We start from the raw sequence: 25,797 nt of genomic DNA, 5'->3' as shown, positions 1-25,797 counted from the left end.
GCCTTGCCCCGCATGTCGCATTAAATTGCTGTCACTTTTGTGCGGGCGCAACCACTGGTGCTAGAAAATAGCCGAGCGCAACACAGGCAAATCGCGCGTATCTCGTGCGCGCATCGCAACATCAAGCGTTACCACAAGCCGGCCGAACTCCGCGAGGTGATCGGCAATGTCACAATCGACGAGGTACGGAAAGCGCGCGCGGCCAAGTCTGCGAAAAGACGGATTACATCCACGCGGAACTGTTCCATGCCTACGGGCAAGAGCTTGTTACGGTCCGCTTCCGGCGCCTCAAGAAATCGATTGGGAGCGCCGCATCATCTGCGAGACGAGTAGCGGAGCCGCACCCCGTCAAGAGTCCGTCAAGAGACGGTTTATCCCCAGAAAGTCGCCTATCACGCGATAATCATGGCTGGAACTCTTGTCACCGAGTCACTTTGTCGGATTGACTTCAATCTCCAGCGCGATGGAGGGGAGTGAGTCGCCCACGAAGCTCTCACACTCCCGCCCACCGGGCGTCGCTGGATGGTGATCCCCTACGGGACCGCTCCACCCCGAGCCATCCGGGGTGGTTGCATCCGACTCACAGTTAGCCATATTGACTATGATCGGTAAACGGGCTTCTAACCAACTTGGTGTCATTTTTCTGTGCATCGTCGGACAAGCTGCCCGGAACCGCCTACTCTCATGAGCCGGATGACCCTTCGGCCCTTTTGCCGAGTTGCGCTAACCACCTGATGTGACCACCAGCCTGCGAAATCGAATATACTGCCAGTTCCAGCGGTGGTTGAGCAGGCTCCTCAGTGCCAGGTTCGTGCCGGTAGAAATGAGCTCCGTCTATCCAATCCATGAACGACGCGAGTTGCTTATGCGCAAGGTAGATGGCCGGTTTTTGGCCCTCGTATATCTTATCGACCGATGGCTTTAGGTGCTTTTGCACCTCGGCAACGCTGAGCTGATGTGCCGTTGGAAACATCAATCGAAATAGCCCTTCAGTGGCAAAAAAAGCCGCCCTGATTCCAGCTTTTCCATCCGGAGGCACCTTATCGAGCGCGAGAAAGGCCGACTCGAACTGCTCGCGCACGGACCGGAATCTAGACGCTCCGAGTACGGCAATGGTCGATACACGCATCCGCTCAAATTCAGAATCGACGGCAAAATGGACGCCGCCCAGGTCATCTATCCGGTAACGTATCTGCTCTTCGGCAAAAACCCTTCTCACATCGGATAGAAACTTATCCCTGCTTGGGGAGTGTGCGATCGTATTAAACCGTAGTGTCACCGAGTCTAGGACGTCTTGGATGGCCATTGATCGCATAATATTCGGCCAATACAATCCATACTTGTAGCTGCCGATTTGTATGCCGATTTCGCGCTCAATCGCCTCCCCCAATCTCTCTACATCATAGTCCGAATACAGCGTCGCTAGTCGGTTTCTCAACCTCTCGCTGTCGGGCAACAGGTCACTATGCCTCATGTAAACATGCGAAAATCGCTTTCCCTTGGGCTCGTCAGCCACGGCACCCCCCATTGAAATCATATCAGCCATCACGTAGCAGCAGCAGGCTCACCGAGCAATTGGAAGGCAGTTCAGGGCCTTGATCCCTGCTTCCGCTAATCAATCAGAGCCGGGCGCGACCGAGAGGACTAGATGCTCGTCAGCGACGTTTACGGCTCCCCCAGTGTCCTGGGCGGCGCTGCTGGCTATCGTGCGCCGACGGGCGGCGGACGGCGCTCTGTGCGGCGGTTAGCCCTATGGATTTCCGGGGCGATGAGCCAACCCCACACCTGGCGTCCTTGCGCTCAAATGACGAATTTCGCGAATCTCGTCAGTCGGGACTACAATTGTCGTGCCATCCGACGCAAGAAGTATGGCGTGATGCGAGGTAAAAAATACAATCTGAACATCGTCTATCGTTCGTTTCTCCAAAACCACAGAGTCAAGGTATTTAGCAGTACTGTGAGTGTAGTAGGCAAATAAATTTCCAGCAAGAAGAGAAGAAAACGCAATCAAAGGAACATCTATGGTAATGTTTACGCCATAGATACCAAGCGATACAAATCTGTATATTCTATAGAAAATCGCTGTAATAGTTATAAATATTACGAAAAAAGCGCTGAAATCGGTGGAAATAAATTCTCCATCTGGGGAAGATCGAAATGATACGGCGAAATCAAATAAAGCCAATGCTATTACAGAAAATATCACGATACTGGCAGCTCTCGCCAATAGCGACTTGTATCGCATAAATCCGATAAATTGGTTCAATAGCAGCGTTAGGAAAAGTATGAAAGCAAGATTGAAGGATACGGCAATAAGAAAAAACTTAAAAAGATCCGGGTACTCGATGTACCAGATTAGCTCGTTTCCAAAGTTATGTAGATATCCATACAGGAATAACGTTGAGCTAACCACACCAATTGCAAAGACAACCGCCGAGGTGGCGGCAAAGTTCTTGCCAACGAAATCTATGATGGCGGCTGTTCTCTTATTCACATCCACCAGAATGTGTCCAGTTTCTCGGTGAGGAACAAATATGCATGAGAACCATTGTGCCCGCCAGCACAATCGCCCCGTCCTTGCCTCCGATTCCGCGTTGATTAGTTCGCGTGCTTCCTGCGCCATTCCTAGGGCGACATGACGCAGGCAGATGCTGGGCTCAGGCAGGGCGCAGGCCGGTGCCCTGCGAACGTGCCAGGAATGCCGCGACTTTCGCGACAAACATCGCACTCGGTGCCACAAGCGTTGGAAAAAAGGTTTGCAGAACCAGAACTGTTCGACACCATAAGTCAGACCCTATCGGCGGGGTGTTGATGCGGTTGACCGGTGACGTGTTGTGCGACCGGTGAGGTTGTGCAACTCTCAATAGCATAAGATCGCGCATTTATAGCTACCGAAGCGATATCGAAACGCATCTAAACGCGTAAAAGGTGTCGGTATGGACGAGGCTGTTTCGGCTACTGACGTCAAACGCAAGTTCTCCATCATCCTGCGCGGGGTCCTTAACGGGCAAAGCTATGTTGTGATGAGCCAAGGTCGCGCGGTAGCACGGATCGTTCCTTCCGCTGCGCCCAAGAACCGCGCGCATGCCGCATTGCTGTCCCGGCTCGAGCGGCAACCCATTGTCAACGCGGCAGGCTGGACCCGCGATGACGCTTACCAAGACGAGCGATGAACGGTCGCGTCGCCGTGGAATAGCAACTCGAAGCGCCACACAACGATCGGCTTTTCATTGCCGCCGGGACGTGTTACCAGCCAGCGCCAATCCTGAAAGGGAAGAACGAGTCGGCGCTGTCCATTCCCGGTCCAGCGCTTTTTCCGCATTCAAAGGGCTGGCCATGGCAAAAATCATCGAAACGTCCACCGGCGCGCTGGCGCTGACCTTCGACGACGTGCTGCTGCAGCCCGGCCATTCCGAGGTCATGCCCGGCGAGACCGACATCCGCACCCGCATCGCCGGCGACATCGATCTCAACGTGCCGATTCTGTCGGCGGCGATGGACACGGTCACCGAAGCGAGGCTTGCGATCGCCATGGCGCAGGCCGGCGGCATCGGCGTCATCCACCGCAATTTCTCGCCCGCCGAGCAGGCCGAGCAGGTGCGGCAGGTGAAGAAATTCGAATCCGGCATGGTGGTGAACCCGGTCACCATCGGCCCTGACGCGACGCTCGCCGACGCGCTGGCTCTCATGCGCACCTATTCGATTTCCGGTATTCCGGTGGTCGAAAATGGCGGCACCGGCGGCCACACCGTCGGCCGGCTGGTCGGCATCCTGACCAACCGCGACGTGCGCTTTGCCTCGGACCCGGCGCAGAAGGTCTATGAATTGATGACCCGTGAGAACCTGATCACGGTCAAGGAGAATGTCGACCAGGACGAGGCCAAGCGGCTGCTGCACAAGCACCGTATCGAGAAGCTGGTGGTGGTCGACAGGCAGGGCAATTGTGTCGGCCTGATCACCGTCAAGGACATCGAGAAGTCGCAGCTCAACCCGCACGCCACCAAGGATGCGCAAGGGCGGCTGCGCGCCGCCGCCGCCACCAGCGTCGGCGATGACGGCTTCGAGCGCGCCGAGCGCCTGATCGACGCCGGCGTCGACCTTCTGGTCATCGACACCGCCCACGGCCACTCGCAGCGCGTGCTCGATGCCGTGACCCGGGCGAAGAAGCTCTCCAATTCCGTGCGCATCCTGGCCGGCAATGTCGCCACCGCCGAGGGCACGCAGGCGCTGATCGATGCCGGCGCCGACGCCGTCAAGGTCGGCATCGGCCCGGGCTCGATCTGTACCACGCGCATCGTCGCCGGCGTCGGCGTGCCGCAATTGTCGGCGATCATGTCGGCGGTGGAGACGGCGGACAAGGCAGGCGTGAGCGTCATCGCCGACGGCGGCATCAAATATTCGGGCGACCTCGCCAAGGCGCTCGCCGCAGGCGCGGGCGCGGCCATGATCGGTTCGCTGCTTGCCGGCACCGACGAGAGCCCGGGCGAGGTCTACCTGCACCAGGGCCGCTCCTTCAAGGCCTATCGCGGCATGGGCTCGGTCGGCGCCATGGCGCGCGGCTCGGCCGATCGCTACTTCCAGGCCGAGGTGCGCGATACCCTCAAATTGGTCCCGGAAGGCATCGAAGGTCAGGTTCCCTATAAAGGACCTGTGGCTGGCGTGCTGCACCAGCTTGCGGGCGGCCTAAAAGCCGCTATGGGTTATGTCGGCGGCCGCGATCTTGCCGATTTTCGCGAGCGCGCCACCTTTGTGCGCATATCCAACGCCGGACTTCGTGAAAGCCACGCCCATGACGTCACGATCACCCGCGAAAGCCCGAATTATCCGGGCGGACTTTGATCGGGCTGCCGAGCCTGACCGGCAGGTTTATTGGCGCGGCTTGACGATGACGGTGCTGCGCCTGTCGCGGCACGCGGTGGTCCTGTCTTTCGCGTCGTTCGTCGTCTTCCTCGCCATGACGGCGCTGGAATTCTTCTATTTCCAGAGCTTGAGCGGCGGCCTCGCCTCGCTCGACATGCGGGTGACCGGCTTTACCCCGGACGAAGGCATGGCCTGGCTGACGGCGCTCGGCCGGCGCGGCGGCGAGATCATGATCGTCTGGCACTATCTGACCTTCGACCTTTTGTTCCCGGCGCTGCTGTCGCTGACCTTGGTCAGCCTGATTCTGGCCTTCGGCCGGCGGCTCAGCACTTTCCGCGCCATGCCGCCGCAATTTCAGGCGCTGTCCGCGCTGGTGCTGGTGCTGCCTTACACGGTTGCCGACTATGCGCAGAATTTGGCGATCGCGCGGCTGCTGTCGGATTTCCAGTCAGCCAATCCCGATTCGCTGTCTTTCGCCTCGTCGCTGACAGTCGCCAAATTCACGCTTCTGGCGATCCCGTTCTTCGTCATCGCCGTTTTTGCGCTGGCGGGACGACAACGGCGTTGAGCCGGGCGGGGCGCAGAAGATGAACCAGACCGCCATTTTCTGGCCGATGCTCGCGCATGTGCTTCTGGTCTATCTCGTCTATGGCGTGATGTTCCGGCGGCGCTACTTCGCCGTGAAGTCCGGCGAGGCCAAGGTTGGCCAGTACAAGTCGCGCTCGACGGAACCCGCCTCCAGCGTCACCGTCGCCAACAATCTGATCAACCAGTTCGAGCTGCCGGTCCTGTTCCACGTGCTGTGCCTGGCGCTGTTCGTCACCAACGGCGTCAACTATCTGACGCTGGCGCTGATGTGGCTATTCGTCCTGACGCGCTATGTCCACGCGCTTGTGCATCTCACCAGCAACAGCCTGCCGCACCGCAGCCGCGTCTTCTTCCTCGGCGCCGGCATCCTGCTGGTGGCCTGGATCTGGTTCGCGCTTCACCTGCTCGGGGTGGTTTGAGCATTAAAGCAATTCCAGGAAAAGTGCGTAGCGGTTTTCCGCCCGGAAATGCGTAAAAACAAATAGTCTACAGCTCGAACACCGCTATTTTGCGCTTGTCGAATTTGATGCCGATCTCGCCGCGCACCAGCTTCAGCGCCTGTTCGCCGAACACTGCGCGTCGCCAGCCTTGCAGGGCCGGCACGTCGGCGGTCTCGCCCTCGGCGGCGATGCGGTCGATGTCGTCGCTGGAGGCGAGCACCTTGGAGGCGACGCCTTCCTTCTCGGCGACGATCCGCAGCAGAACTTTCAGCAGTTCCGCCGCCGCGCTCGAGCCCTCCGGCGGCTGAAAACTCTTTGGCAGTTTCGGCATCGCTTCCTTGGGCAAGGCAAGGGCGGTATTGACCGCCCCCAGCAGCGCCGTTGCCGTCGACGACCGCTCCCAGCCTTTGGGCGTCGTGCGCAGCCGGCCGAGTGCCGCCGCATCGCGCGGCGCCTGCTGCGCGATCTCGTAGATTGCGTCGTCCTTGAGCACGCGGCCGCGCGGCACGTCTCGCTCGCGCGCCTCGCGCTCGCGCCAGGCGGCGACCGTCTGCACGATCGCCAGCTCCTGCGGCTTGCGCAGGCGCATCTTCAGACGCTTCCAGGCATCCTCCGGATGCGGATCGTAGGTCTCGCGCGAAGTCAGCACGTCCATCTCTTCGTTCAGCCAATGGGCGCGGTTCTCGCGCTCCAGCTCGGCGCTGAGATGCTTGTAGACCTCGATCAGATGGGTGACGTCGGCAAGCGCATATTCGAGCTGCTTGTCGGAGAGCGGCCGATGGCGCCAGTCGGTGAAGCGTGAGGATTTGTCGAGGCGCGCACCGGTGATGCGCTGCACCAGCTGGTCGTAGGAGATGCTGTCGCCGAAGCCGCACACCATCGCCGCCACCTGGGTGTCGAACACCGGATGCGGCACCAGATCGCCAAGATGAACGATGATTTCGATGTCCTGGCGTGCGGCGTGGAAGACCTTGGTGACCGTTTCATTGGCCATCAGCCGGAAGAAGGGTCTCAGGTCGATATCGGGCGACAGCGGATCGATCAGCGCCGTGACGCCGGGTGCGGCCATCTGGATCAGGCAGAGGATCGGCCAGAAGGTCGTCTCGCGGATGAATTCGGTGTCGACCGTGACGAATTCCGACTTTTCGAACGCCGCGATAACGTTCTCGAGTTCACTTTGGCTGGTGATGACCGGCATCAAATCGCTTTTGCATCATATTAGGTCTCTTTCAATTTCAGCCGCGCGCGCTTTCGTCAAGCCGCCGCAACGTCATTGCTCCGTTGGCGATGCAATTGAGAGCAGCAATCGGCTGGATCGGGGCGGCGTTACGCCTCGCCGGCGGACACTTCCGTCTTTCGCCGGACCATGTTGGACGATTTATTCGGCGCCGCGTCGGCATTCTCCGGCGAGCGGAGCCGGCCAAGCGCGCCGGCGGTCAGCAGGCTGAGTGCGATGAACGGGATGCCGATGCCGTAGGCCGAGCGGATGCCCCAATGGTCCGAGACGAAGCCGAGCAGCGGCGGGCCGAGCAGGAAGGCGACGAACGAGATCTGCGAAAGCGCGGCGACGTTGATCGCCGCGGGCCGATCCGTCCGCTGCGCCGCGGCCGAGATCGCCAGCGGGAACAGCGCGCTGCTGCCGATGCCCAACAGGGCAAAGCCCAGCATCGAGACGAACGGCAGCGGCGAGAAGAAGACGATGAGCACGCCGACAGCCATGGCTGCCAGCAGCACCCGCGCGACCCCGCTTGGCGAGTGGCGATCGACGAAGGAGTCGGCGAAGAAGCGCGTCGTCGCTTGCGAGAAGGCAAACAGCGCCACGGTGAAGCCGGCGATGAAGGGACCTGATTCGAACACGGTGCGCATATAGATCGCCGACCAGTCGATGCTGGCGCCTTCCAATAGCATCGCCGAAAGCGTCACCGCGACAAGGACGAGGATCGGCAGCGTCGGCCGCGCGAACATCGGCGCCTTCTCGCCGGTGCCGGCGAAGCGGGCAGGCGCGGGCTCGTAACCGCCAAGAAACAGCGCCATCGCTAGCGCGACGACTGGCACGACGAGCGCAAGATGGAGTTGCGGCGACAGGCCGAGATGCGCAAGTGCCGCGCCGAACAGCCCGGCGCCGAAGAAGCCCATGCTCCAGAAAGAGTGCGCCCGGTTCATGATGCGGCGCTTGAGCAGGAACTCGGTCCGGTCGGCCTCGACGTTGAGGACGATTTCGATGCTGCCGATCATCAGGCCGACGGGCAGCAGCATCAGGAACAAGGAAAGCGGTCCTGGTGCATGCACCGCGATCGCATAGACGAACGCCAGCAGCGGGACGAGCCAAAGCAGCGCGCGGCGAAAGCCGACGCGTTCCAGGAGCGGGGTTGCAAGCGTCAGGGCCGTCAAGGTGCCGATCGGCGTCCCGATCAGGCTCAGGCCCAGCGTGCCGTCTTCGATCGCCATGGTGTGCTTGATGTCGGGCAGGCGCGGGAAAATGTTGCCCATGGCGAAGGAATAGATGGCGAAACCGGCATAGACGCGGTGCTGCGGGGCGAGTTTCAAGCCAAAGGTCATCGCGGCACTTTCGGAAAGGAGGGGCAGCGGTCGGCGCTCCAACGCGCTGGTTCCTCATTTCTTGCATAAACGTGCAAATCATGCAATAACGCGCAAAAAGAAATAGGATCGTGCATGCTCACCGAAGAACGCCACCAACTCATCCGCACCCGGCTTGCGGCGGAAGGCAAAGTGCTGGCCGGCGAACTCGCCAGTCGCTTCGGCGTTTCTGAAGACACGGTGCGGCGCGATCTCAGGGAGATGGCCAAAGCAGGGCAGCTGCGCCGCGTTTATGGCGGGGCGGTGCCTTCGGCGCCCTTTGCCGCGGCGACGATCGGCCAGCGTAGCGGCCATGCGGTCGAGGCGAAAATGCGCCTGGCAAAAACGGCCGTGGGGGTGCTCGCGGCAAAGCAGACACTGTTCATCGACGGCGGCACGACCAATGAGGCAATCGCCAGGGCGATCCCGCGCGACATCGAACTGACGGTGGCCACCAATTCGCTGGGTGTCGCGCAGGCGCTCTGCGACCATCCTATGGTCGAGCTGATCATGCTCGGCGGCAGGTATGTGCGCGACCTCGGCACCTGCGTCGGCGGCGAAACGCTGGCCGCCGTCGCGCAGCTCGGCGCCGATCTGTTTTTTCTCGGCTCCTGCGGTCTGGATATCTCGCGCGGCGTCACCGCTTTCGATTCGGCGGAAGCCGAAGTGAAGCGGGCCATGGCCGCAAACAGCGCCGGCATTGTCATCGCCGTCACCGATGACAAGCTCGCCACCGCCGCGCCCTACCGGGTCGCGGCGCCCGATGCCATCCGCCATCTGGTGGTCGAAAGGACGGCACCTGCCGCCATCCTTGCCGATTTCGAACGTCAGGGCGCTGAAATCCACTTCGCCTGATCGGCTGAAGCGGTTTGCCTGTGTGACCGCTTGCCTTGACAAAGCAGACCTCTCATGCGCTTTTCGCGCCAATTTTCAAGCTGGGCATTTGCCCGCAAATTCCGGACTTCACCATGACCATGCATCGTTACCGCAGCCATACCTGTGCCCAGTTGAGGAAGAGCGATGTCGGCAATTCCGTTCGCCTGTCGGGCTGGGTGCATCGCGTGCGCGACCATGGCGGCTTGCTGTTCATCGACCTGCGCGACCATTACGGCCTGACCCAGATCGTCGCCGACCCGGATTCGCCGGCCTTCAAGATTGCCGAGACCGTGCGCAGCGAATGGGTGATCCGCGTCGACGGCGAGGTCAAGGCGCGGCTGCCGGAGACGGCGAACGCCAACCTGCCGACCGGTGAGATCGAGGTGTTCGCGCGCGAGATCGAGGTGCTGTCGGCGGCCAGGGAGCTGCCGCTGCCGGTGTTCGGCGAGCCGGAATACCCCGAAGACATCCGTCTGAAATACCGCTTCCTCGACCTGCGCCGCGAGACGCTGCACAAGAACATCGTGGCGCGCACCAGGATCATCGCCGAGATGCGCCGGCGCATGGGCGAGGTGGGCTTCACCGAGTTCTCGACGCCGATCCTCACCGCGTCCTCGCCGGAAGGCGCGCGCGACTTCCTGGTGCCGTCGCGCATCCATCCCGGCAAATTCTACGCGCTGCCGCAGGCGCCGCAGCTGTACAAGCAGCTGATCATGGTGTCCGGCTTCGACCGCTATTTCCAGATCGCGCCCTGCTTCCGCGACGAGGACCCGCGCGCCGACCGCCTGCCCGGCGAATTCTACCAGCTCGACCTCGAAATGAGCTTCGTCGAGCAGGACGACGTATTGTCGACCATGGAGCCGGTCCTCCGCGGCGTGTTCGAGACCTTCGCCGGCGGCAAGCCGGTGACGCAGAATTTCCGCCGCATCCCCTATGACGAGGCCATGCGCACCTACGGGACGGACAAGCCGGACCTGCGCAACCCGATCGAAATGCAGGCTGTCTCGGAGCATTTCCGCGGCTCCGGCTTCAAGGTCTTCGCCAACATCCTGGCCAACGATCCCAAGGCCGAGGTGTGGGCCATTCCCGCCAGAACCGGCGGCAGCCGCGCCTTCTGCGACCGCATGAACTCCTGGGCGCAAGGCGAGGGCCAGCCGGGGCTCGGCTACATCTTCTGGCGCAAGGAAGGCGACAAGCTCGAGGGCGCCGGGCCCATCGCCAAGAACATCGGCGAGGAGCGCACCGAGGCGATCCGCCTTGCGCTCGGCGTTGCCGATGGCGACGCCGCCTTCTTCGTCGCCGGCGATCCAAAGAAGTACGTCACCTTCGCGGGCGCCGCGCGCACCCGCGCTGGCGAGGAATTGAACCTCGTCGACCGCGACCGTTTCGAATTGTGCTGGATCGTCGACTTCCCATTCTTCGAATGGAACGAGGAGGAAAAGAAGATCGATTTCGCCCACAATCCGTTCTCGATGCCGCAGGGTGGCATCGAGGCGCTCGGCGGCAAAGACCTGCTCGGCATCAAGGCCTTCCAGTACGACATGGTCTGTAACGGCTTCGAGATCGCTTCAGGCGGCATCCGCAACCATTTGCCGGAAACCATGGTCAAGGCGTTCGAGACCGTCGGGCTCGACCGCGCCACGGTCGAGGAGCGGTTCGGCGGCCTCTATCGCGCCTTCCAGTATGGCGCCCCGCCGCATGGCGGCATGGCGGCCGGCATCGACCGCATTGTGATGCTGCTCGTCGGCGCCAGGAACCTGCGCGAAGTCACCATGTTCCCGATGAACCAGCAGGCCTATGACCTGCTGATGAGCGCGCCTTCAGAAGCCACCCCGCAGCAGCTGCGCGAGCTGGCCCTGCGCGTCGCGGTGACGAAGAAGGACGCTTAAGCCATCTATCTCACAGGACAATCGTCAAATAAAAAGCCCGGCATTGCTGCCGGGCTTTTATTTGAGCGTTTCGCGTGATCAGTCTTCGTTCGCCTTGACCTTGACGCCGAGCGTCTTCGGCAGGTCGAGCGGGTTGGACATGGCGCCGGCCATGATCAGCGCGAACGGCACCGAAGCCGGCGGCTCGGCCGAAATTTCGAGGCTCTTCGGGTCATCGAGGAAGGTGTTGACCGCCGCCGACACCTCGGCCGTCAGCTCCGGGTTGTTGAGCTGCGCCATGCCGAACGGCACGATCGCCTTGGCCTGGTTGGCCACGTCCTTGCCCGACATGCCCTGCTGCTTGCCGACATAGTCGAGGATCTTGCCGGTGAGCGAATCGTCGTCGAAGCGCACCGAAGCGCCGTTGAAGGACAGCTGCTGCAGCAGGCCGAGCATGGCCATGCTCTGGGCCGAATTGTCGGCGCCCTCGGGCTGGGCGGCGAGCGTCTTCTGCATCGCTTGCATCGACTTGACGAAGTCGACCGTGTAGCCGCCGAGGGCGAAGGTCATGCCGAGCGTGCCGGCATTGTCGACGGCGATGTCATATTTCGACAGCTCCATCTTGCCGTCGCTGGGCTGCCAGGTGCCGGCCATTTCGATGGTGCCGGCAATGTTCTGATAGCCGAGCGCCTCGATCGCTTCCTTGGACTTGGGGTCGTCGACCAGCGACAGGTCGGCGTTGAATTTCTCCGTAGTGGCGGTGAAGTCCATCGCCTTGCCGTCGGCCGGCGGCGTGATCTCCACGGCGAGCCCATCCATCGAAAAGGCCGTCTTGTCGCCGACCTTGACCGTCATTTTCGAGAGCTCGGCCGACTTGTACATCATCAGCGAGGCGAGCGGGTCGGTGCTGCCTTCGGCCGGAACCGTCATGTCGTGGATGATGAACGGGCTGAGGTTCAGCGTCACGCCGTCCTTGCTGTGCTCGAAGGCGGAGGTCGAGAGGGTCGCGATTTCATAGCCGCCATTGGCCTCGGTGACGCCTTCAAGCTTCACGTCGCCGATTGGCAGCGCTTCCTTTTCGGCGGCCGGCTTGACGGATACGCCCTGCAGCACAACGTTGGAATCGTCGCCTGACACACCCGTCCAGGAGACGTCGATACCTTGAGCGGTAAGCGCGGCCTTCAAACGCTCGGCCACCGCCGGGTCGGCGGCAAAGGCGGCATTGAGCGGCAGCGTCAGTAGAAATGTCGAAAAGGCCAGTGTCTTGAGCATCGAGCGTTGGATCGTCATGGCGAGTTCCCTGTCCTGAAAAGTGTTTTGAATTCATGCACCGTCACCATTCCGTGACGAACGGGACGGGAAAAAGGCATTTCCCGGCACATTTGTCGGAAATGGCGATGAAAGGCAAACCGGGTCGGCGAGCTTTGCACAATGCGGTGAATTTGTCATGAAACCGCAGCTTTCCTCCGCCGGCGCGCGTTGCATGGCACATAGAGATCGCATGTAACAGATTGATGTTGGCCGGCGCCGCCCTGCTGCCGATGCCTGTTGCAGTTGGCGGCAAGTTGGAGCGCCAGCCATGCAGCTTCCGTGAAATCCGTCACACCCGTGCGCCGGATCTGGCAGCAATTCGCGGATTTACACGCCGGCGCTTGCCGCGAATCATCCGCTCGGCTAGTCCAAACCGATGGGAAAGCGGCTTTTGCCGCCGCAAGACAATGGCGGCGGCGACCACATCGAACCGGTCGACCTGAAGGAAGCGCTTGAAAAGCGCTATCTCGCCTATGCGCTGTCGACCATCATGCACCGGGCACTGCCGGATGTGCGCGACGGGCTGAAGCCGGTCCATCGCCGCATCATGCACGCCATGCGCCTGCTGAGGCTCAACCCCGACCAGGGCTTCGCCAAATGCGCCCGCATCGTCGGCGAGGTGATGGGCAAGTTCCACCCGCATGGCGACCAGTCCATCTATGACGCGCTGGTGCGCCTGGCGCAGGATTTCTCGATGCGCTACCCGCTGGTCGACGGGCAGGGCAATTTCGGCAACATCGACGGCGATAATGCCGCCGCCATGCGCTACACCGAAGCGCGCATGACCGATGTGGCGAGCGAGCTGCTCGCCGGCATCACCGAGGACGCCGTCGACTACCGGCCGACCTACAATGAGGAGGACGAGGAGCCGGTGGTGCTCCCCGGCGCCTTCCCGAACCTGCTCGCAAACGGCTCGTCCGGCATTGCCGTCGGTATGGCGACCTCAATCCCGCCGCACAATGCTGCCGAGCTTTGCGACGCGGCGCTCCATCTGATCGAGCATCCGGACGCGCCGGTGGCCAAGCTGATGGATTTCGTCCAGGGGCCGGATTTCCCGACCGGCGGCATCATCGTCGACAGCCGCGCCTCGATCCTCGAAGCCTATGAGAGCGGCCGCGGCGGTTTTCGCGTGCGCGCCAAATGGGGGCAGGAGGACCAGGGCAGGGGCACCTGGAGCATCGTCGTCACCGAAATCCCCTACGGCGTGCAGAAGGCGCGGCTGATCGAAAAGATCGCCGAGCTCTTGATCGCGCGAAAACTGCCGCTGCTCGAAGACATCCGCGACGAGAGCGCCGAGGACATCCGCGTCGTGCTGGTGCCGAAGAGCCGCACCGTCGATCCCGGCATCCTGATGGAATCGCTGTTCAAGCTGACCGAGCTCGAAAGCCGCTTCCCGCTCAACATGAACGTGCTGTCGCGCGGCAAGGTCCCCAACGTGCTGTCGCTGAAGGGCGTGTTGAAGGAATGGCTGGACCATCGCCGCGACGTGCTGATCCGCCGTTCGAAGCATCGTCTCGGCGAGATCGAGAGACGGTTGGAAATCCTCGCCGGCTACCTGATCGCCTATCTCAACATCGACGAGGTGATCAGGATCATCCGCGAGGAGGATGAGCCCAAGCAGGTGATGATGGCCCGCTGGGCGCTCACCGACAATCAGGCCGAAGCCATTCTCAACATGCGGCTGCGCGCTCTGCGCAAGCTGGAAGAGATCGAGATCCGCAAGGAGTATGACGGCCTCACCGAGGAGAAGAAGCAGATTGAGGCGCTGCTGGCCTCCGACGCCAAGCAGTGGTCGACGATCAAATGGGAAGTCACCAGCATCCGCGACAAGTTCGGCGCGGAGACGGAACTCGGCAGGCGACGCACCCAGTTCGCCGACGCGCCAGAGCATGACGTCACCGACATTGCGCACGCCATGATCGAGCGCGAGCCGGTCACCGTCGTTGTGTCGGAAAAGGGTTGGCTGCGGGCGATGAAGGGGCACCTGACCGATCATTCGCAGCTTGGCTTCAAGGAAGGCGACAGCCTGAAGCTCGCCTTCCACGCCCAGACCACCGACAAGATCCTGGTCTTCACCACCGGCGGCAAGTTCTACACCATCGGCGCCGACCGGCTGCCGGGCGGGCGCGGCCATGGCGAGCCGATCCGCATTATCGTCGACATGGAGAACGACCAGGACATCGTCACCGCTTTCGTCCACGACCCCAGGCGCAAGCTGCTGCTCGTCTCCTACGACGCCAACGGTTTCATCGTTTCCGAGGAAGAAGTCGTCGCCAACACCCGCAAAGGCAAGCAGGTGATGAACGTCAAGGCGCCGGACGAGGCCAAACGCTGCGTCCCGGTCACCGGCGACCACCTCGCCATTGTCGGCGACAACCGCAAGATGCTGATTTTCCCGCTGGCCGAAATCCCGGAGATGGCCCGCGGCAAGGGCGTGCGGCTGCAGAAATACAAGGATGGCGGCGTGCTCGACCTGAAGACTTTTACGCTGGAAACAGGCCTCACCTGGCAGGATTCGGCCGACCGCACCTTCACCAGGTCGCGCGAGGAACTGACCGAATGGATCGGAGCGCGGGCCGCCGCCGGCCGCATGGTGCCGAAGGGATTCCCGAGGACCGGGAAATTCGGATGAGAGCGTTCTTCCCCCTCGAGGGGGAGATGGCCGGCAGGCCAGAGGGGGTCGCCGGGCGTAGAGCGCCAACCCTCTTCATTCGCCACAAAAAAGGGTGTCGCGTCAGGACGTACCGACCCCCCTCTGTCGCCTTCGGCGACATCTCCCCCTCAAGGGGGGAGATTTCCAATATCGTCACGATTGCTGCACTATGGTGGTGCATAAGCGGTCTCGGAAATTACTGGACAAGGGAGAAACGCGCGCTTGAAGCGAGCTGAGATCCAGAAGCCGGGGCAGCGCCTTTTCGGCCTGTCGACGCCGCTCCGGTCCGCCGTCATCCCGCCGCTGTCGGCGGCGCGCTGGCTTCTGGTGCTGATCGTCGCCGCCGGCGTCTATTTCTTCCACGGCTTCCTGTTCCCGGTGCTGGCCGCGCTTGTCATCGCCTTCGCCAGTTGGCCGCTCTACCGCCGGCTGCTCACCGCCGTCGGCGGCAACCGCACCATCGGCGCGACGCTGGCCATCCTGTTCATCCTTGCCTTCCTGGTGGTGCCGATCGCGCTCGCCGGCACCTATGCCATCAACGAGGTGCGCGAATGGGTGACCTGGGCGATCGAGACCAATCGCCATGGCGCGGTGACGCCGCACTGGATCGCCACCATGCCGGTGATCGGCGAGTGGCTGAACGAGCAGTGGACGACCAATCTCGGCCATCCGGGCGGCATCGGCGAATTGATCCAACTGATCAGCGGCTCAAATATCGGCACCATCTATCGTGGCGCGCTGGCCGCCGGCGGCAGCGCCTTCAGCCTGCTTTTGACGCTGCTGTTCATGATGATCGCGCTGTTTTTCGCCTATCGTGACGGCGAGGCCTTCGCGGCGCAGGTCGACCGCCTCGGCGAGCGCATCCTGCCGACGCGCTGGGAGCGGATCTCGCGCGTCGTGCCGGCCACCATCTCGTCCACCGTGACCGGCATGACCATCATCGCCATCGGCGAGGGTCTGGTGCTGGGCATCGCCTACTGGCTGGCCGGCGTGCCGTCGCCGGTGACGCTCGGCGCGCTCACCGGCATCATGGCGCTGATCCCCGGCGGCGCGCCGGTGTCCTTCACCCTGGTGTCGATCTACCTCGCAGCCAGCGGCTCGCCGGTTGCCGGCCTTGCCCTGTTCGTCTGGGGCGCGGTCGAGCTTTTCGTCGTCGACAAGACGCTGCGTCCGAAGCTGGTCGGCGGACCGATCAAACTGCCTTTCCTGCCGACCTTTTTCGGCCTGATCGGCGGCGTCAAGACGATGGGCTTCCTCGGCCTCTTCATCGGCCCGGTGCTGATGGCGCTGCTGGTCGCCATCTGGCGCGAATGGCTGCGCGAGGTGGAGATAATGGACGAGCTTGCGCCGGCCGCAGAGGAAGAGAACCAGCCGCCCCAGCTCGAGGTGGCGGCCGAGGCGAGGAAAATTCAGGCCGGATGATGCACCGCGAGGTCGGCGCGGCGCTTGCGGCCCTCATGCAGTTGCCACAGCGAATGGGCGACCAGCGTCACGATCAGGATCGCGCCGCCGATCAGGCTGTTGCGCGACGGCGTCTCGGCAAAAATCATCCAGACCCAGACCGGCGCCAGCACCGTCTCCAGCAGGTAGAACATCGCCACTTCCGGTCCCGAAATGTATTTTGGTCCGTTGGCAAGGCAGAAGAACGAGATCGGCATGACGACGGCGCCGTTGAAGATGATCCACCACGGCGCATTCACGTGGAAACCCTCGCCGGTGACCATGAAGGCCGCCAGCCCGAGCGGCAGAAGCACGCCGACTAGCGCGGTGAACCCCATGTCCTTGTCGGTGGTGCGCGAAATGGTGATGGCCACGGCGACGAAGAAAGCCGAGCACAGCGCCATGAAGTCGCCGAACAGATGGCCGGTGCCGACGGACCCGCCGACGATTATCAGCACACCGAAAATCATGATCAGCATCGCCGCGATCGTCACCAGCCGGGGTCTTTCGCCGAGGAATACCCAGGACAGCAATGCCGCGAACACGGTGTTGAAGGCGAGGATGAACACCAGGTCGGCGGTCGAGGTGTGATAGACGGCGGTGACGAAGGTGACCCCTGTCAGCCCATAGCATATGGCAACGACAAGTCCCGCCCGGCCGGGGATGAGCTGTGGAGCGTTCCGGCTCATCGCGCGCCAGACCGACCAGATGATCATGGCCGCGACGAAGGTGGTGGCGGTACGCAGCAACATGATCGTCCATGCGCCTCCGTCGGCAAGCCGGATCAGCGGAATATCGAAGGTCAGCATCAGCCCGCCGGCGGCGGTGATCAGAAGGCCTTTCTGGTGGTCGTGATGGGAAGACATAAGGCAACTTTCGCAATGAAATGCAGGTGATACGGCGCAATGGCACTCTTCAGCCAGGCGGCCGAAAGTATCTCCTGCCTTGGAAACAGTTTAAGGATGAAAGTCTAAAAGCGGATCAGCGCGTGACCGCTTCGTGGTCGTAGCGTTCCCAGCCTTTCGGGCCGAGATGCTCCTGCGGCATGAAGCGCATCTTATAATTCATCTTGCGCGAGCCGTTGACCCAGTAGCCGAGATAGACATGGGGCAGTCCCATGGCCCTGGCGCGGGCGATGTGGTCGAGGATCATGAAGGTGCCGAGCGAGCGGTCCTCGAAATCCGGATTGAAGTAGGAATAGACCATCGACAGCCCGTCGGCCATCTTGTCGGTCAGCGCCACCGCGATCAGCTCGCCCTGGCCCTTGCCGGTGATGAAGGTGTCCGGGCCACGGCGCCGGTATTCGATGATCTTGGTGTCGACATGGGTGTCCTCGACCATCATCGCATAGTCGAGCACCGTCATGTCCGACATGCCGCCGCGACGGTGGCGGGCGTCGAGATAGCCACGGAACAGCGAATACTGCTCGGTCGAGGGCTGCGCGTCATGCATGGCGCCGATAAGGTCGGCATTGCGCTGAATGACGCGGCGCATGTTGCGGCTGGCGGTGAATTCCTGCGCCAGGATGCGCACCGAGACGCAGGCACGGCAGGATTCGCAGGCCGGCCGGTAGGCGATGTTCTGCGAGCGCCGGAAGCCGCCTTGCGTCAACAGGTCGTTCATCTCGGGAGCCTTGTCGCCGACGAGGTGCGTGAACACCTTGCGCTCGAACTGGCCCTCGAGATAAGGGCACGGCGACGGCGCGGTCAGGAAGAACTGCGGCGACTGGGTCGGATGCTGCGTCATCGATACTTGGGAGTGCTCCTGCGAATCGCTCTACCTTTGGCCCGGTCGGCGAAAAATTCAACAGGATTGTGCTGCCCGGGCGGCCCTGCGGCGATCATATTTCGGCACAGCCGGTGCCGTGGCTTGACCAGGGCGGCCGCGGACAACATCAGATATCGCTGCGGGTGACCACGGTGCCGAGCAGCAGGTCATGCAGCGTGCGCTTGCGGTCGGAAAACAGCGTCACGAGCAGCACCAGCGGCGTCAGGATGACGTTGGCGGCCCAGAACAGCACCGAATGCACGACCGCGGTCAGGCCGTCGATGCGGCTGCCGTCCAGCCTCTCCAACCTTATGCCCATGATCTTCATGCCGGTCGTCGCCTGGTCGGTGCTGCCCAGCGTGTTCCAGATGTAGAGAATCGCAACCGACGGCAACAGCACGGAAAACAGCGTCCAGCCAAGGCCAAGCGTGAGCAGCCCGAGGAAGAACACCAGGATGGCGAACGGAATGGTCAGCAACGCGACGATGAAGCAGTCGAGGATAAACGCAAGGATACGCCTGGTGCGCACGCCGCGATAGGCGCGGGTATCCTCGAACCGGGTGGTGATGATTTCGCCGTCAAGCACGCGCGCGTTCATGTCATGTCCTCGTAACGTGGCCCGCGATAGGGTGCCGGCCATTCGCTCCTGAAATGGTGAAAGCCTGTGGCGGAATCAAGATCGTCGGATCAGCGCATGCGGCGGCGGGCAGTGCCGGGTGTCGTTTGAACCGGTTGAATTCACGACGTGGATGGCGTTAGCTTGCTGCGGCGCAGCAAGACGCCAGGGGACGGGACATGGACTACGATATGCTGGTCATCGGCAGCGGGCCTTCCGGGCGCCGTGCCGCGGTGCAATCGGCCAAGCTTGGCAAATCCGTGCTGGTGGTCGACAGGGGCCGGCGCCTTGGCGGCGTCTCGGTCCACACCGGCACCATCCCGTCGAAAACGCTGCGCGAAACGGTGCTCAATCTCTCCGGCTGGCGCGAGCGCGGCTTCTATGGGCGCGGTTACCGGGTCAAGCAGGACATTTCGGTCGGCGATCTTGTCGAGCGCCTGCACAAGACGCTCGATCACGAGGTCGAGGTGCTGCAGCACCAGTTCATGCGCAACACCGTCAAGAGCGCACGCGCGGCCGTGAAGTTCATCGGCCCCAACAGGGTCAGCCTGACCGCCGACAATGGCGACTACAGCGAGATCGGTTTCGCCAACGCGCTGATCGCCGTCGGCACCAGGCCGCATCGTCCGGCCGACGTGCCCTTCGACCGGAAGCGTGTCTTCGACAGCGACGAGATGCTGGAGCTCCACCATCTGCCGCGCACGCTGACGGTGATCGGCGCCGGCGTCATCGGCGTCGAATATGCCACCATCTTTTCGGCGCTCGACGTGCCGGTGACGCTGGTCGAACCGCGCAATACCATCCTCGATTTCGTCGACCGCGAGATCGTCGACGATTTCATCCATCAGATGCGCGACCGCGGCATGACGATCCGCCTGGGCAGCACCGTCAAGGAAATCGCCTCCAAGCCGGACTATGCCGAGGTGACGCTCGCCGACGGCCGCACCATCCGATCCGAGATCGTGCTTTATGCCGCCGGCCGCACCGGCAATGTCGGCAGCCTTGGCCTTGACGTGGTCGGTATCGAGGCCGACCCGAGAGGGCGCATCAAGGTCGACCCGCACACATTCCAGACCAGCGTGCCCCACATCTATGCCGCCGGCGACGTCATCGGCTTTCCGAGCCTTGCCTCAACCTCGATGGAGCAGGGCAGGGTGGCCGCCTGCCACGCCTTTGGCGTCACGCTGCCGCCGCCGCCTGAGACCTTTCCCTATGGCATCTATGCCGTGCCGGAAATTTCCACCGTCGGCCAGTCGGAGGAGCAGGTGCGCGAAAGCGGCGTCGCCTACGAGGTCGGCGTCGCGCGCTTCCGCGAGACCTCGCGCGGTCACATCATGGGCGTCAACACCGGCTTCCTGAAGCTGTTGTTCTCGATCGAGACGCGCCGCCTGCTCGGCGCCCATATCGTCGGCGAGGGCGCCACCGAGCTCATCCATATCGGCCAGGCCGTGATCAATCTCGGCGGCACCGTCGACTTCTTCGTCAACAACACCTTCAACTATCCGACGCTGGCCGAAGCCTACAAGATCGCCGGGTTGGACGCCTGGAACAGGATGGGGCAGGGGTAGAGGTAGAGGCCGGAGCTTCAGGTCGGCTATCTAGACTTCCAGCTGCGACAGCAGCGAAAGCATCACGTCAGCCGACGGCATCGGCAGCACCGCCTCGATCTCGGCCGGCCGCACGCCGGCGATCGTGTCCGAGCCGGCGGCCACCGTGCCGAGCGGCCCGCGGAAGCCGTGCTTCGACCAGGCGAGTTCCTGCAGCTTCGGGCTGGTCAGTGCTTCCAGCAGCGGGTCGACGGCCGGATCGACAACGATCAGCGGATGCGCCGAATAGACGGTCGGGCGCGGATAGAGGATTTCGGGCTTGGCGCCGGCGCCGGCCTGCACCCGCTGCCAGCGCGCCGGGTCGGCGAGCGCCCATTCCACCAGCTGGTTCTCGTAGCCGATCGCCATCGGTTCGGCGCCGAGCCCGCCGGCGATATACTGGTCGAAGAGTTTGCCGGACGAGGACGATTTCAGCCCCATGCTGCGGAAGAGCGCCTTTGCCTTTTCGCCATGCTGGGCAAGCAGTTCCTGGGTTGCCACGTCGCCGCTCAGCAGGCTGAGCGCCAAGCCGGCGAACATGAAGCCCGAATTGGAGCGGTTGGGGTCAGTGGAGACGATGCGGGCGCGGCCATAGAGTTCGGCGATGCCGAGATCCGACCAGTTCTTGCCGGCAAGGATGGCGTCGAGCAGCGCCTTGAGGTCGAGCTGGTTGTAGCCGCCCTTGGCGGCGACCGTCACCAGTCCGCTCTTCTTCAGGCCCTCGACCACCGGCCCCCAGGTGTAGACGACGATCGGCGAATTGAGCACGACCTGGTCGTTGCGGATCGCGACGCCGCTTTTTCGGGCCAGGTCGACCATGATCGACGAGGACGGCCACAGGAATTGCGGCTTTTGCGTCAGCAGGGCCGGTTCGCGCACCATCTCGACCGAGCCGGCGACGCGCGCGTCGAGCTCCAGCCCGTAGCCGCCGAGCGCGTGCGCGACATCCGGATCGGCGAGGAAGGCCTGCTTCTCGCCGCCGATGAAGCCGAACAGATGCGCCCGGTTGCCGAGATAGCCGCGAAACTCCGGCCGGTCCTTCAACGTCACATAGCCACCGGTGCCTGCCGCGGCAGCGGCCAGCAGTCCCAGTCCGAAAGCGCGGCGTGAAATGGCCATCAGCGACCGATATCCTCTTTCAGCGACTCCTGAATGAGTCGAAGGTCGACGTCGAGCGTGCCGAGCTCGGAGTCGGCCAGGCTGTCGGAATAATGCACGAAGGCGTCCTGCAGCTTGGTGATCACCGCGCCGACATTGCCAAGCCGCGCTTGGCTTGGCGCCCGCCGGTTGGCCAGCGTCGCGTAGCCTTCCGCCACTTCGGCCGCCTGCGGCACGTAATAGGTGAGGAAGCGGCGCACCGAAGGTGCGCTTTCCGGCTTGGCCTCGACCTTGGAGATCACGTCGGCGGCGATATCCGACAGGTTCTTCACCTTGGCCTTCATGTCTTTGTCGGCGATCGAGCCGGCTGCTGCCGAGAGGCGGTCCGCGGCGGGCTGCGCCTGCGCCAGCAGCTCGCGGGCAAACGCGACGCGGCTGCCGCTCAGCGTGCTGAGATCGAGCCCTTCGAACAGCGCGCGCGGTGCCAGCACGAAAATCAGACCGGCAAAGACCAGCACTGAAATCACCGCCGAGACCAGGAATGGGAAATGGGTGAGCGTGCTCAGACCGATCAGCAGCGCGGCCGAGACGAGGCCCGCCACGATCCAGTTCCAGTCATTGCCGAACAAACCGCGCATCGTCCGCCTAGTTATAGCCGCGCGCGGCGCGGAAGGCGCCGGCGAGATCGCCACCGCCGTCGAAGACCCGCGCCGAGGTCGCCTTGGCGAGGCTGTCGAGCTGGCTCTTGTCGGCGTCGCCGAAGGTGATGCCGAACACAGGCACCCGCACCGGCGCCTGGCGCCATTGGGCAAGGAACGGCTCGGCGCTCCCATCGGTGCGGCCGTCCGTCATGATGACGATGGCCGGCAGATATTTCGACAGGTCGGCGGTCGCGGTGATCTTCTGCAATGCCTGCTGGGCGCAGGCATACATGTCGGTGCCGCCGCCGGCATGCTGCTGCGCCACCGCGCCGAGCAGTTGGCTCTGGCCCGCCGGATCGCCTTTCGCCTCGAAAATATCGCGCACCGTGCTGTCGAAAGGCAGCACGAAGATGTCGTCGGACGGCGTCCACTGCACCAGCACCTCGCTCGCCTTTTCCGGCGTGAACAGGAACTGCGCGGCCGCCTGCAGCTGGCTTTCGCCCTCGTTCTCCATCGAACCCGAAAAATCGAAGCAGAGCGCCGTCAGCGACGGCTTGCGCAGGGCCTCCTGATAGAGGTTCAGCGCCGTGCGGATCACCGCCGGCTCCGGCATGCGTATCGACGTCACCAGCTTGCCCGGATCGAAATTCCAGTCCGGCTCGGCGCTCGCCTGGATCGCCGCCCCGCCAAGCGGCAACCGCCGGCCGCTGTCGGCGATGCGTTTGCGCACTGCGTCCGTTTGCAGATAGGCAAGCAGGTCGGTGAAGAATTTTTCGACCTCCGGGCCGCGGCCATGGTCGATGAAGCCGAGCGGGGAATCGCCGACCGCCACGCCATCGGCCGGATAGATCGCATAAAGCGGCTCGTCGCCCAATTGCTTCAGCTTGTCGTTGGTCTCCTTCAGCGTCGCTTCGTAGTTCCACATCGCGTCATAGAGCGTGCCGCCGCGCGCGGAGTCTACATAGAGGTCGGCCAGCCAGCCGGACGAGCCGGAGGACCGCTCGACGCCTTGCAGCAGGGCGCCGACCGTGTCGTGCACGGTTGGATTGTCGAGGTCGCCCGGCTCGATCACCTGCTTGCCGCCGAGCGCGCTGGACAGCATGGCCAGATAGGCGCTGGCGCCGGAATTGGACTGCGTGGCCGAGGTCATCAGGAATTTCAGCTTGCCGTCCTTCACCGCCGCAAGGATGTCCTTCATGAACACGTCCCTGCCGATCCAGCCGAGATCGGCCGCCTTGGACTTGCGCACGCCGAGGATGACCGGCATCTGCGCGATCGAGGTCAAATTGCGCACCTTGCGGCCGGAATCGAACAGGTCGACCCAGACGCTCGAGGCCGGCCAAACCGCATCCTGGTCCAGTCCGCCGGGCTTCTGCAGGCCGAGCCCGATGTCGAGCGATCCCTGGTAGGACATGGTGCAGGTCGCGCCCTGCTTGGCGCAGAATTCCTGCACGATCGGCTCGAGCACCGTGTTCTCGGAGCCGGAAACGATCGAGAATTTGACATTGCTCGAATTGCAGGCCGCCAGCAGCAGCGAGGCCGCCAGCGCGAGAACGGACGTCAGCGTCTTCGGCATTTAGGTCCCGTCAGCCCTGGGTGAGCGCCTTCTTGAGATCGGCGGTCATCTGGTCCATCTGCTTCTCGGCGTCGGCTCGCTTCTGGCGGCCTTGCTCCTGCACCTTGAGCACGCCCTGGACGGTGTCGATGAGATCGCGATTGGCCTGCGCCAGCGTCTCGACATCGACGATGCCGCGCTGCGCCTGCTCCTCGATGGAGATCGCCTGGTCCTTCATCATCTTCGAGGTCTGGCGGATCATCTCGTTGGTGGCGTCCGTCACCGTCTTTTGCAGTTCGAGCGCCGACTTCTGGTTGGTGAGGCCAAGCAGGATGACCATCTTCTGCTTCCAGGCCGGCACGGTCAGCGCCGACGTCGCCTGCAGGTTCTCGATCAGCGTCTCGTCGCCGGACTGCACGATGCGGATTTGCGGCAGCTGCTGGATGCCAAGCTGGCGCGCCTGCACCAGGTAGAAGATGCGCTTTTCCAGCCGGTCGAGCGCCTGCACGGCGTCCTGGTACGTCTGCGCCTCCAGCGAGCCGGCGGCGTCGGCGCTCTTGGCCAAGGCCGCCGCCTTCAGCTTGGGCAGTTCATGGGCGCGGTAGTCGTCGACGAATTTCTTGCCGGCCTGGACATAGGCGTCAAGGTTGAGGATCGAGTCCTTGGTCTGCTCATGCAGGTCGTCGAGCACGGCGATATCGCGCCGCAGCGTGTCCTTGTGGCGGTCGAGCTCCAGGCCGATGCGGTCGATCTGCCCGGCCACATCCTCGTATTTTTCCTTGAAACGTTCGAGCCGCGCCTTGAACGAAGAGAACAGGTTGCTCAAAAAACCTTCCTGCTTCAGCGAAGCGGGATCGAGGTTCTTGGCCTTCATGATGATGTCGGTGAGAAGCTGACCGGTGTCGCCGAGATCGCGGTTGCGGATCTGCGACAGGATCTTGTCGGCATAGTCGCTGACGGACTGCTGGGCGCGGTCGCCGAAAACCGAAATAGCCGCGCGATCGCGGATGTCGATGCCGCCCTCGATCTTGGCGACCTCGCCCGGACTGGCCGCGATAACCGGCAATTGCGAAGTGTCGTCGAGCAAAGTGATGCTGTTCTCGCCGGCCATGCAGACCTCCCCCTCAGTGAACAGTATCTCGATAGACGGTTTGTGACAGAGATATGTCGCCGCTGTGGACAATGAAAGGGATCGGCGGCTACCGCTGTGAAATACGTTACTTTTTTGACCGTTATGCGACTGTTGCCGATCCCTCGGGCGGCAGGCGCCATTGCCGCACGATCGCGGCATCGGCATCGCCGAACTCATGGCCGGAGGCGACGATGCGCGCATCGATTTCGGCGCCGCGCTGGCTGAGCAGCGTCACCAGGGCCGGCGCCAAGGGCCCGTAAATCTGGTCGGCGGCGCCGGCGATGATCAGCACTCGCGTTCCGCCGAGATCGGTCGCGGGCGTATCGTCGAGCACCGGCATTGCCCTGAGCAGCGCCGCGCTGCGCACGAGGCCCGGGTGGAGCAGCATCAGGCTGGAAACCAGATTGGCGCCGTTCGAATAGCCGAGGAAAGTGGCGGCCGCGAGGTCCAGCCCATGACGCTTCGCCGCCTCGGCCGCGAAACCGGCGAAGGCCGCCGTCTCGGCGCGGATGCTCGCCTGCCCGAACCTGGTCGGCGTGATCCGCTCGAACCAGCGGAAGCCGTCCTCCTGAGGGATGCGGCCACGCGCCGAGACCAGCACCGCGCGCGGCGCGATTTGCTGCGCCAGCGGCAGCATCGTCATCTCGTCCACGCCCGATCCGTGCAGCAGGATCAAGCATTCGCCGCTCGCATTTGCCGGCTTCAGCAAACGGTACGCAAAGCTGAGATCTTGGCGCAAAACACTGTTTTCGTCGCTATATTCGAACACGCTCACATCCATTTGATTTT

22 protein-coding genes are annotated in these 25,797 nt (G+C 62.8%); 9 read left to right on the top strand and 13 right to left on the bottom strand.

All coding sequences use genetic code 11. The features are described 5' to 3' along the window. Window positions 1-682: 682 nt before the first annotated feature. Together FJ974_RS19540 and FJ974_RS19535 are read right to left on the bottom strand one after the other, a co-directional pair. On the bottom strand, window positions 683-1,516 hold the full coding sequence (locus FJ974_RS19540; protein WP_140538507.1) for a hypothetical protein: 834 nt from the start codon (window positions 1,514-1,516) through the stop codon (window positions 683-685). Window positions 1,517-1,750: 234 nt separating this feature from the next. After that, window positions 1,751-2,500 carry a hypothetical protein gene (locus FJ974_RS19535; protein WP_140538506.1) on the bottom strand — a complete coding sequence of 250 codons (750 nt, stop codon included), beginning with the start codon at window positions 2,498-2,500 and terminating at the stop codon, window positions 1,751-1,753. A 436-nt stretch (window positions 2,501-2,936) separates the two neighbouring features. On the opposite strand from FJ974_RS19535, the gene FJ974_RS19530 reads away from it, so the two are divergent. The 4 genes from FJ974_RS19530 (at window position 2,937) to FJ974_RS19515 (ending at window position 5,867) form a co-directional block, all read left to right on the top strand. After that, window positions 2,937-3,173 (top strand): type II toxin-antitoxin system Phd/YefM family antitoxin, encoded by a 237-nt coding sequence (locus FJ974_RS19530; protein ID WP_140538505.1) that lies wholly within the window; start codon window positions 2,937-2,939, stop codon window positions 3,171-3,173. A 163-nt stretch (window positions 3,174-3,336) separates the two neighbouring features. Then, on the top strand, window positions 3,337-4,839 hold the full coding sequence (gene guaB / locus FJ974_RS19525; protein WP_140538504.1) for an IMP dehydrogenase: 1,503 nt from the start codon (window positions 3,337-3,339) through the stop codon (window positions 4,837-4,839). A gap of 46 nt (window positions 4,840-4,885) precedes the next feature. After that, window positions 4,886-5,428, top strand: a complete 543-nt coding sequence (locus FJ974_RS19520; RefSeq protein WP_181177305.1) for a hypothetical protein — start codon at window positions 4,886-4,888, stop codon at window positions 5,426-5,428. Window positions 5,429-5,447: 19 nt separating this feature from the next. Continuing rightward, on the top strand, window positions 5,448-5,867 hold the full coding sequence (locus FJ974_RS19515; protein ID WP_140538502.1) for an MAPEG family protein: 420 nt from the start codon (window positions 5,448-5,450) through the stop codon (window positions 5,865-5,867). Between the two features lie 67 nt (window positions 5,868-5,934). Here the strand turns inward: FJ974_RS19515 and rnd are convergent, their stop codons facing one another. Both rnd and FJ974_RS19505 read right to left on the bottom strand, forming a co-directional pair. Then, window positions 5,935-7,086: a ribonuclease D gene (gene rnd / locus FJ974_RS19510; RefSeq protein WP_140538501.1), complete on the bottom strand. Its 1,152-nt coding sequence runs from the start codon at window positions 7,084-7,086 to the stop codon at window positions 5,935-5,937. A gap of 128 nt (window positions 7,087-7,214) precedes the next feature. Then, a complete protein-coding gene (locus tag FJ974_RS19505; protein WP_226891300.1) occupies window positions 7,215-8,447 on the bottom strand; it encodes an MFS transporter in 1,233 nt (410 codons plus the stop codon). A gap of 114 nt (window positions 8,448-8,561) precedes the next feature. On the opposite strand from FJ974_RS19505, the gene FJ974_RS19500 reads away from it, so the two are divergent. Together FJ974_RS19500 and aspS are read left to right on the top strand one after the other, a co-directional pair. Next, a complete protein-coding gene (locus FJ974_RS19500) occupies window positions 8,562-9,320 on the top strand; it encodes a DeoR/GlpR family DNA-binding transcription regulator (protein ID WP_140538500.1) in 759 nt (252 codons plus the stop codon). Window positions 9,321-9,439: 119 nt separating this feature from the next. Then, on the top strand, window positions 9,440-11,230 hold the full coding sequence (gene aspS, locus FJ974_RS19495) for an aspartate--tRNA ligase (RefSeq protein WP_181177307.1): 1,791 nt from the start codon (window positions 9,440-9,442) through the stop codon (window positions 11,228-11,230). A gap of 78 nt (window positions 11,231-11,308) precedes the next feature. On the opposite strand, the gene FJ974_RS19490 is transcribed toward aspS, so the two are convergent. After that, a complete protein-coding gene (locus tag FJ974_RS19490; RefSeq protein WP_140538498.1) occupies window positions 11,309-12,499 on the bottom strand; it encodes a hypothetical protein in 1,191 nt (396 codons plus the stop codon). 397 nt (window positions 12,500-12,896) lie between these two features. Between FJ974_RS19490 and parC the strand changes: the two genes are divergently transcribed. Further along, the gene (parC, locus tag FJ974_RS19485) at window positions 12,897-15,152 is read left to right on the top strand and encodes a DNA topoisomerase IV subunit A (RefSeq protein ID WP_140538497.1); all 2,256 of its coding nucleotides are present in this window, start codon (window positions 12,897-12,899) and stop codon (window positions 15,150-15,152) included. A gap of 243 nt (window positions 15,153-15,395) precedes the next feature. Beyond that, on the top strand, window positions 15,396-16,595 hold the full coding sequence (locus FJ974_RS19480; RefSeq protein WP_140538496.1) for an AI-2E family transporter: 1,200 nt from the start codon (window positions 15,396-15,398) through the stop codon (window positions 16,593-16,595). On the opposite strand, the gene FJ974_RS19475 is transcribed toward FJ974_RS19480, so the two are convergent. The 3 genes from FJ974_RS19475 to FJ974_RS19465 all read right to left on the bottom strand — a co-directional run bounded on the left by FJ974_RS19475 (window position 16,583) and on the right by FJ974_RS19465 (window position 18,978). Then, window positions 16,583-17,479, bottom strand: coding sequence for a DMT family transporter (locus tag FJ974_RS19475; RefSeq protein ID WP_140538495.1), 897 nt, complete (start codon window positions 17,477-17,479; stop codon window positions 16,583-16,585). The genes FJ974_RS19480 and FJ974_RS19475 overlap by 13 nt on opposite strands. Before the next feature lie 115 nt (window positions 17,480-17,594). Beyond that, complete coding sequence (locus FJ974_RS19470; RefSeq protein ID WP_140538494.1) at window positions 17,595-18,359, bottom strand: arginyltransferase; 765 nt, start codon at window positions 18,357-18,359, stop codon at window positions 17,595-17,597. A 148-nt stretch (window positions 18,360-18,507) separates the two neighbouring features. Continuing rightward, window positions 18,508-18,978 (bottom strand): RDD family protein, encoded by a 471-nt coding sequence (locus tag FJ974_RS19465; RefSeq protein ID WP_140538493.1) that lies wholly within the window; start codon window positions 18,976-18,978, stop codon window positions 18,508-18,510. Between the two features lie 197 nt (window positions 18,979-19,175). Between FJ974_RS19465 and sthA the strand changes: the two genes are divergently transcribed. Then, complete coding sequence (gene sthA, locus FJ974_RS19460) at window positions 19,176-20,564, top strand: Si-specific NAD(P)(+) transhydrogenase (protein ID WP_140538492.1); 1,389 nt, start codon at window positions 19,176-19,178, stop codon at window positions 20,562-20,564. A 30-nt stretch (window positions 20,565-20,594) separates the two neighbouring features. Here sthA and FJ974_RS19455 read toward each other — a convergent pair whose 3' ends face one another. The 5 genes from FJ974_RS19455 to FJ974_RS19435 all read right to left on the bottom strand — a co-directional run bounded on the left by FJ974_RS19455 (window position 20,595) and on the right by FJ974_RS19435 (window position 25,789). Further along, window positions 20,595-21,701 (bottom strand): substrate-binding domain-containing protein, encoded by a 1,107-nt coding sequence (locus tag FJ974_RS19455; protein ID WP_140538491.1) that lies wholly within the window; start codon window positions 21,699-21,701, stop codon window positions 20,595-20,597. Then, window positions 21,701-22,318 (bottom strand): 5-bromo-4-chloroindolyl phosphate hydrolysis family protein, encoded by a 618-nt coding sequence (locus FJ974_RS19450; protein WP_140538490.1) that lies wholly within the window; start codon window positions 22,316-22,318, stop codon window positions 21,701-21,703. Before FJ974_RS19450 ends, FJ974_RS19455 begins: the two co-directional genes overlap by 1 nt. 7 nt (window positions 22,319-22,325) lie before the next feature. After that, window positions 22,326-23,897, bottom strand: a complete 1,572-nt coding sequence (locus tag FJ974_RS19445; RefSeq protein WP_140538489.1) for a VWA domain-containing protein — start codon at window positions 23,895-23,897, stop codon at window positions 22,326-22,328. A gap of 10 nt (window positions 23,898-23,907) precedes the next feature. Further along, on the bottom strand, window positions 23,908-24,987 hold the full coding sequence (locus tag FJ974_RS19440) for a toxic anion resistance protein (RefSeq protein WP_140538488.1): 1,080 nt from the start codon (window positions 24,985-24,987) through the stop codon (window positions 23,908-23,910). 121 nt (window positions 24,988-25,108) lie between these two features. Then, a complete protein-coding gene (locus FJ974_RS19435; RefSeq protein WP_140538487.1) occupies window positions 25,109-25,789 on the bottom strand; it encodes an alpha/beta hydrolase in 681 nt (226 codons plus the stop codon). Between the last annotated feature and the right edge of the window lie 8 nt (window positions 25,790-25,797).

Origin of the sequence: Mesorhizobium sp. B1-1-8, assembly GCF_006442795.2 — a bacterium.
Classification (GTDB): Bacteria; Pseudomonadota; Alphaproteobacteria; order Rhizobiales; family Rhizobiaceae; genus Mesorhizobium.
Note: the sequence above shows the minus strand (reverse complement) of the source record. Positions and strands in the feature narration are given on the sequence as shown.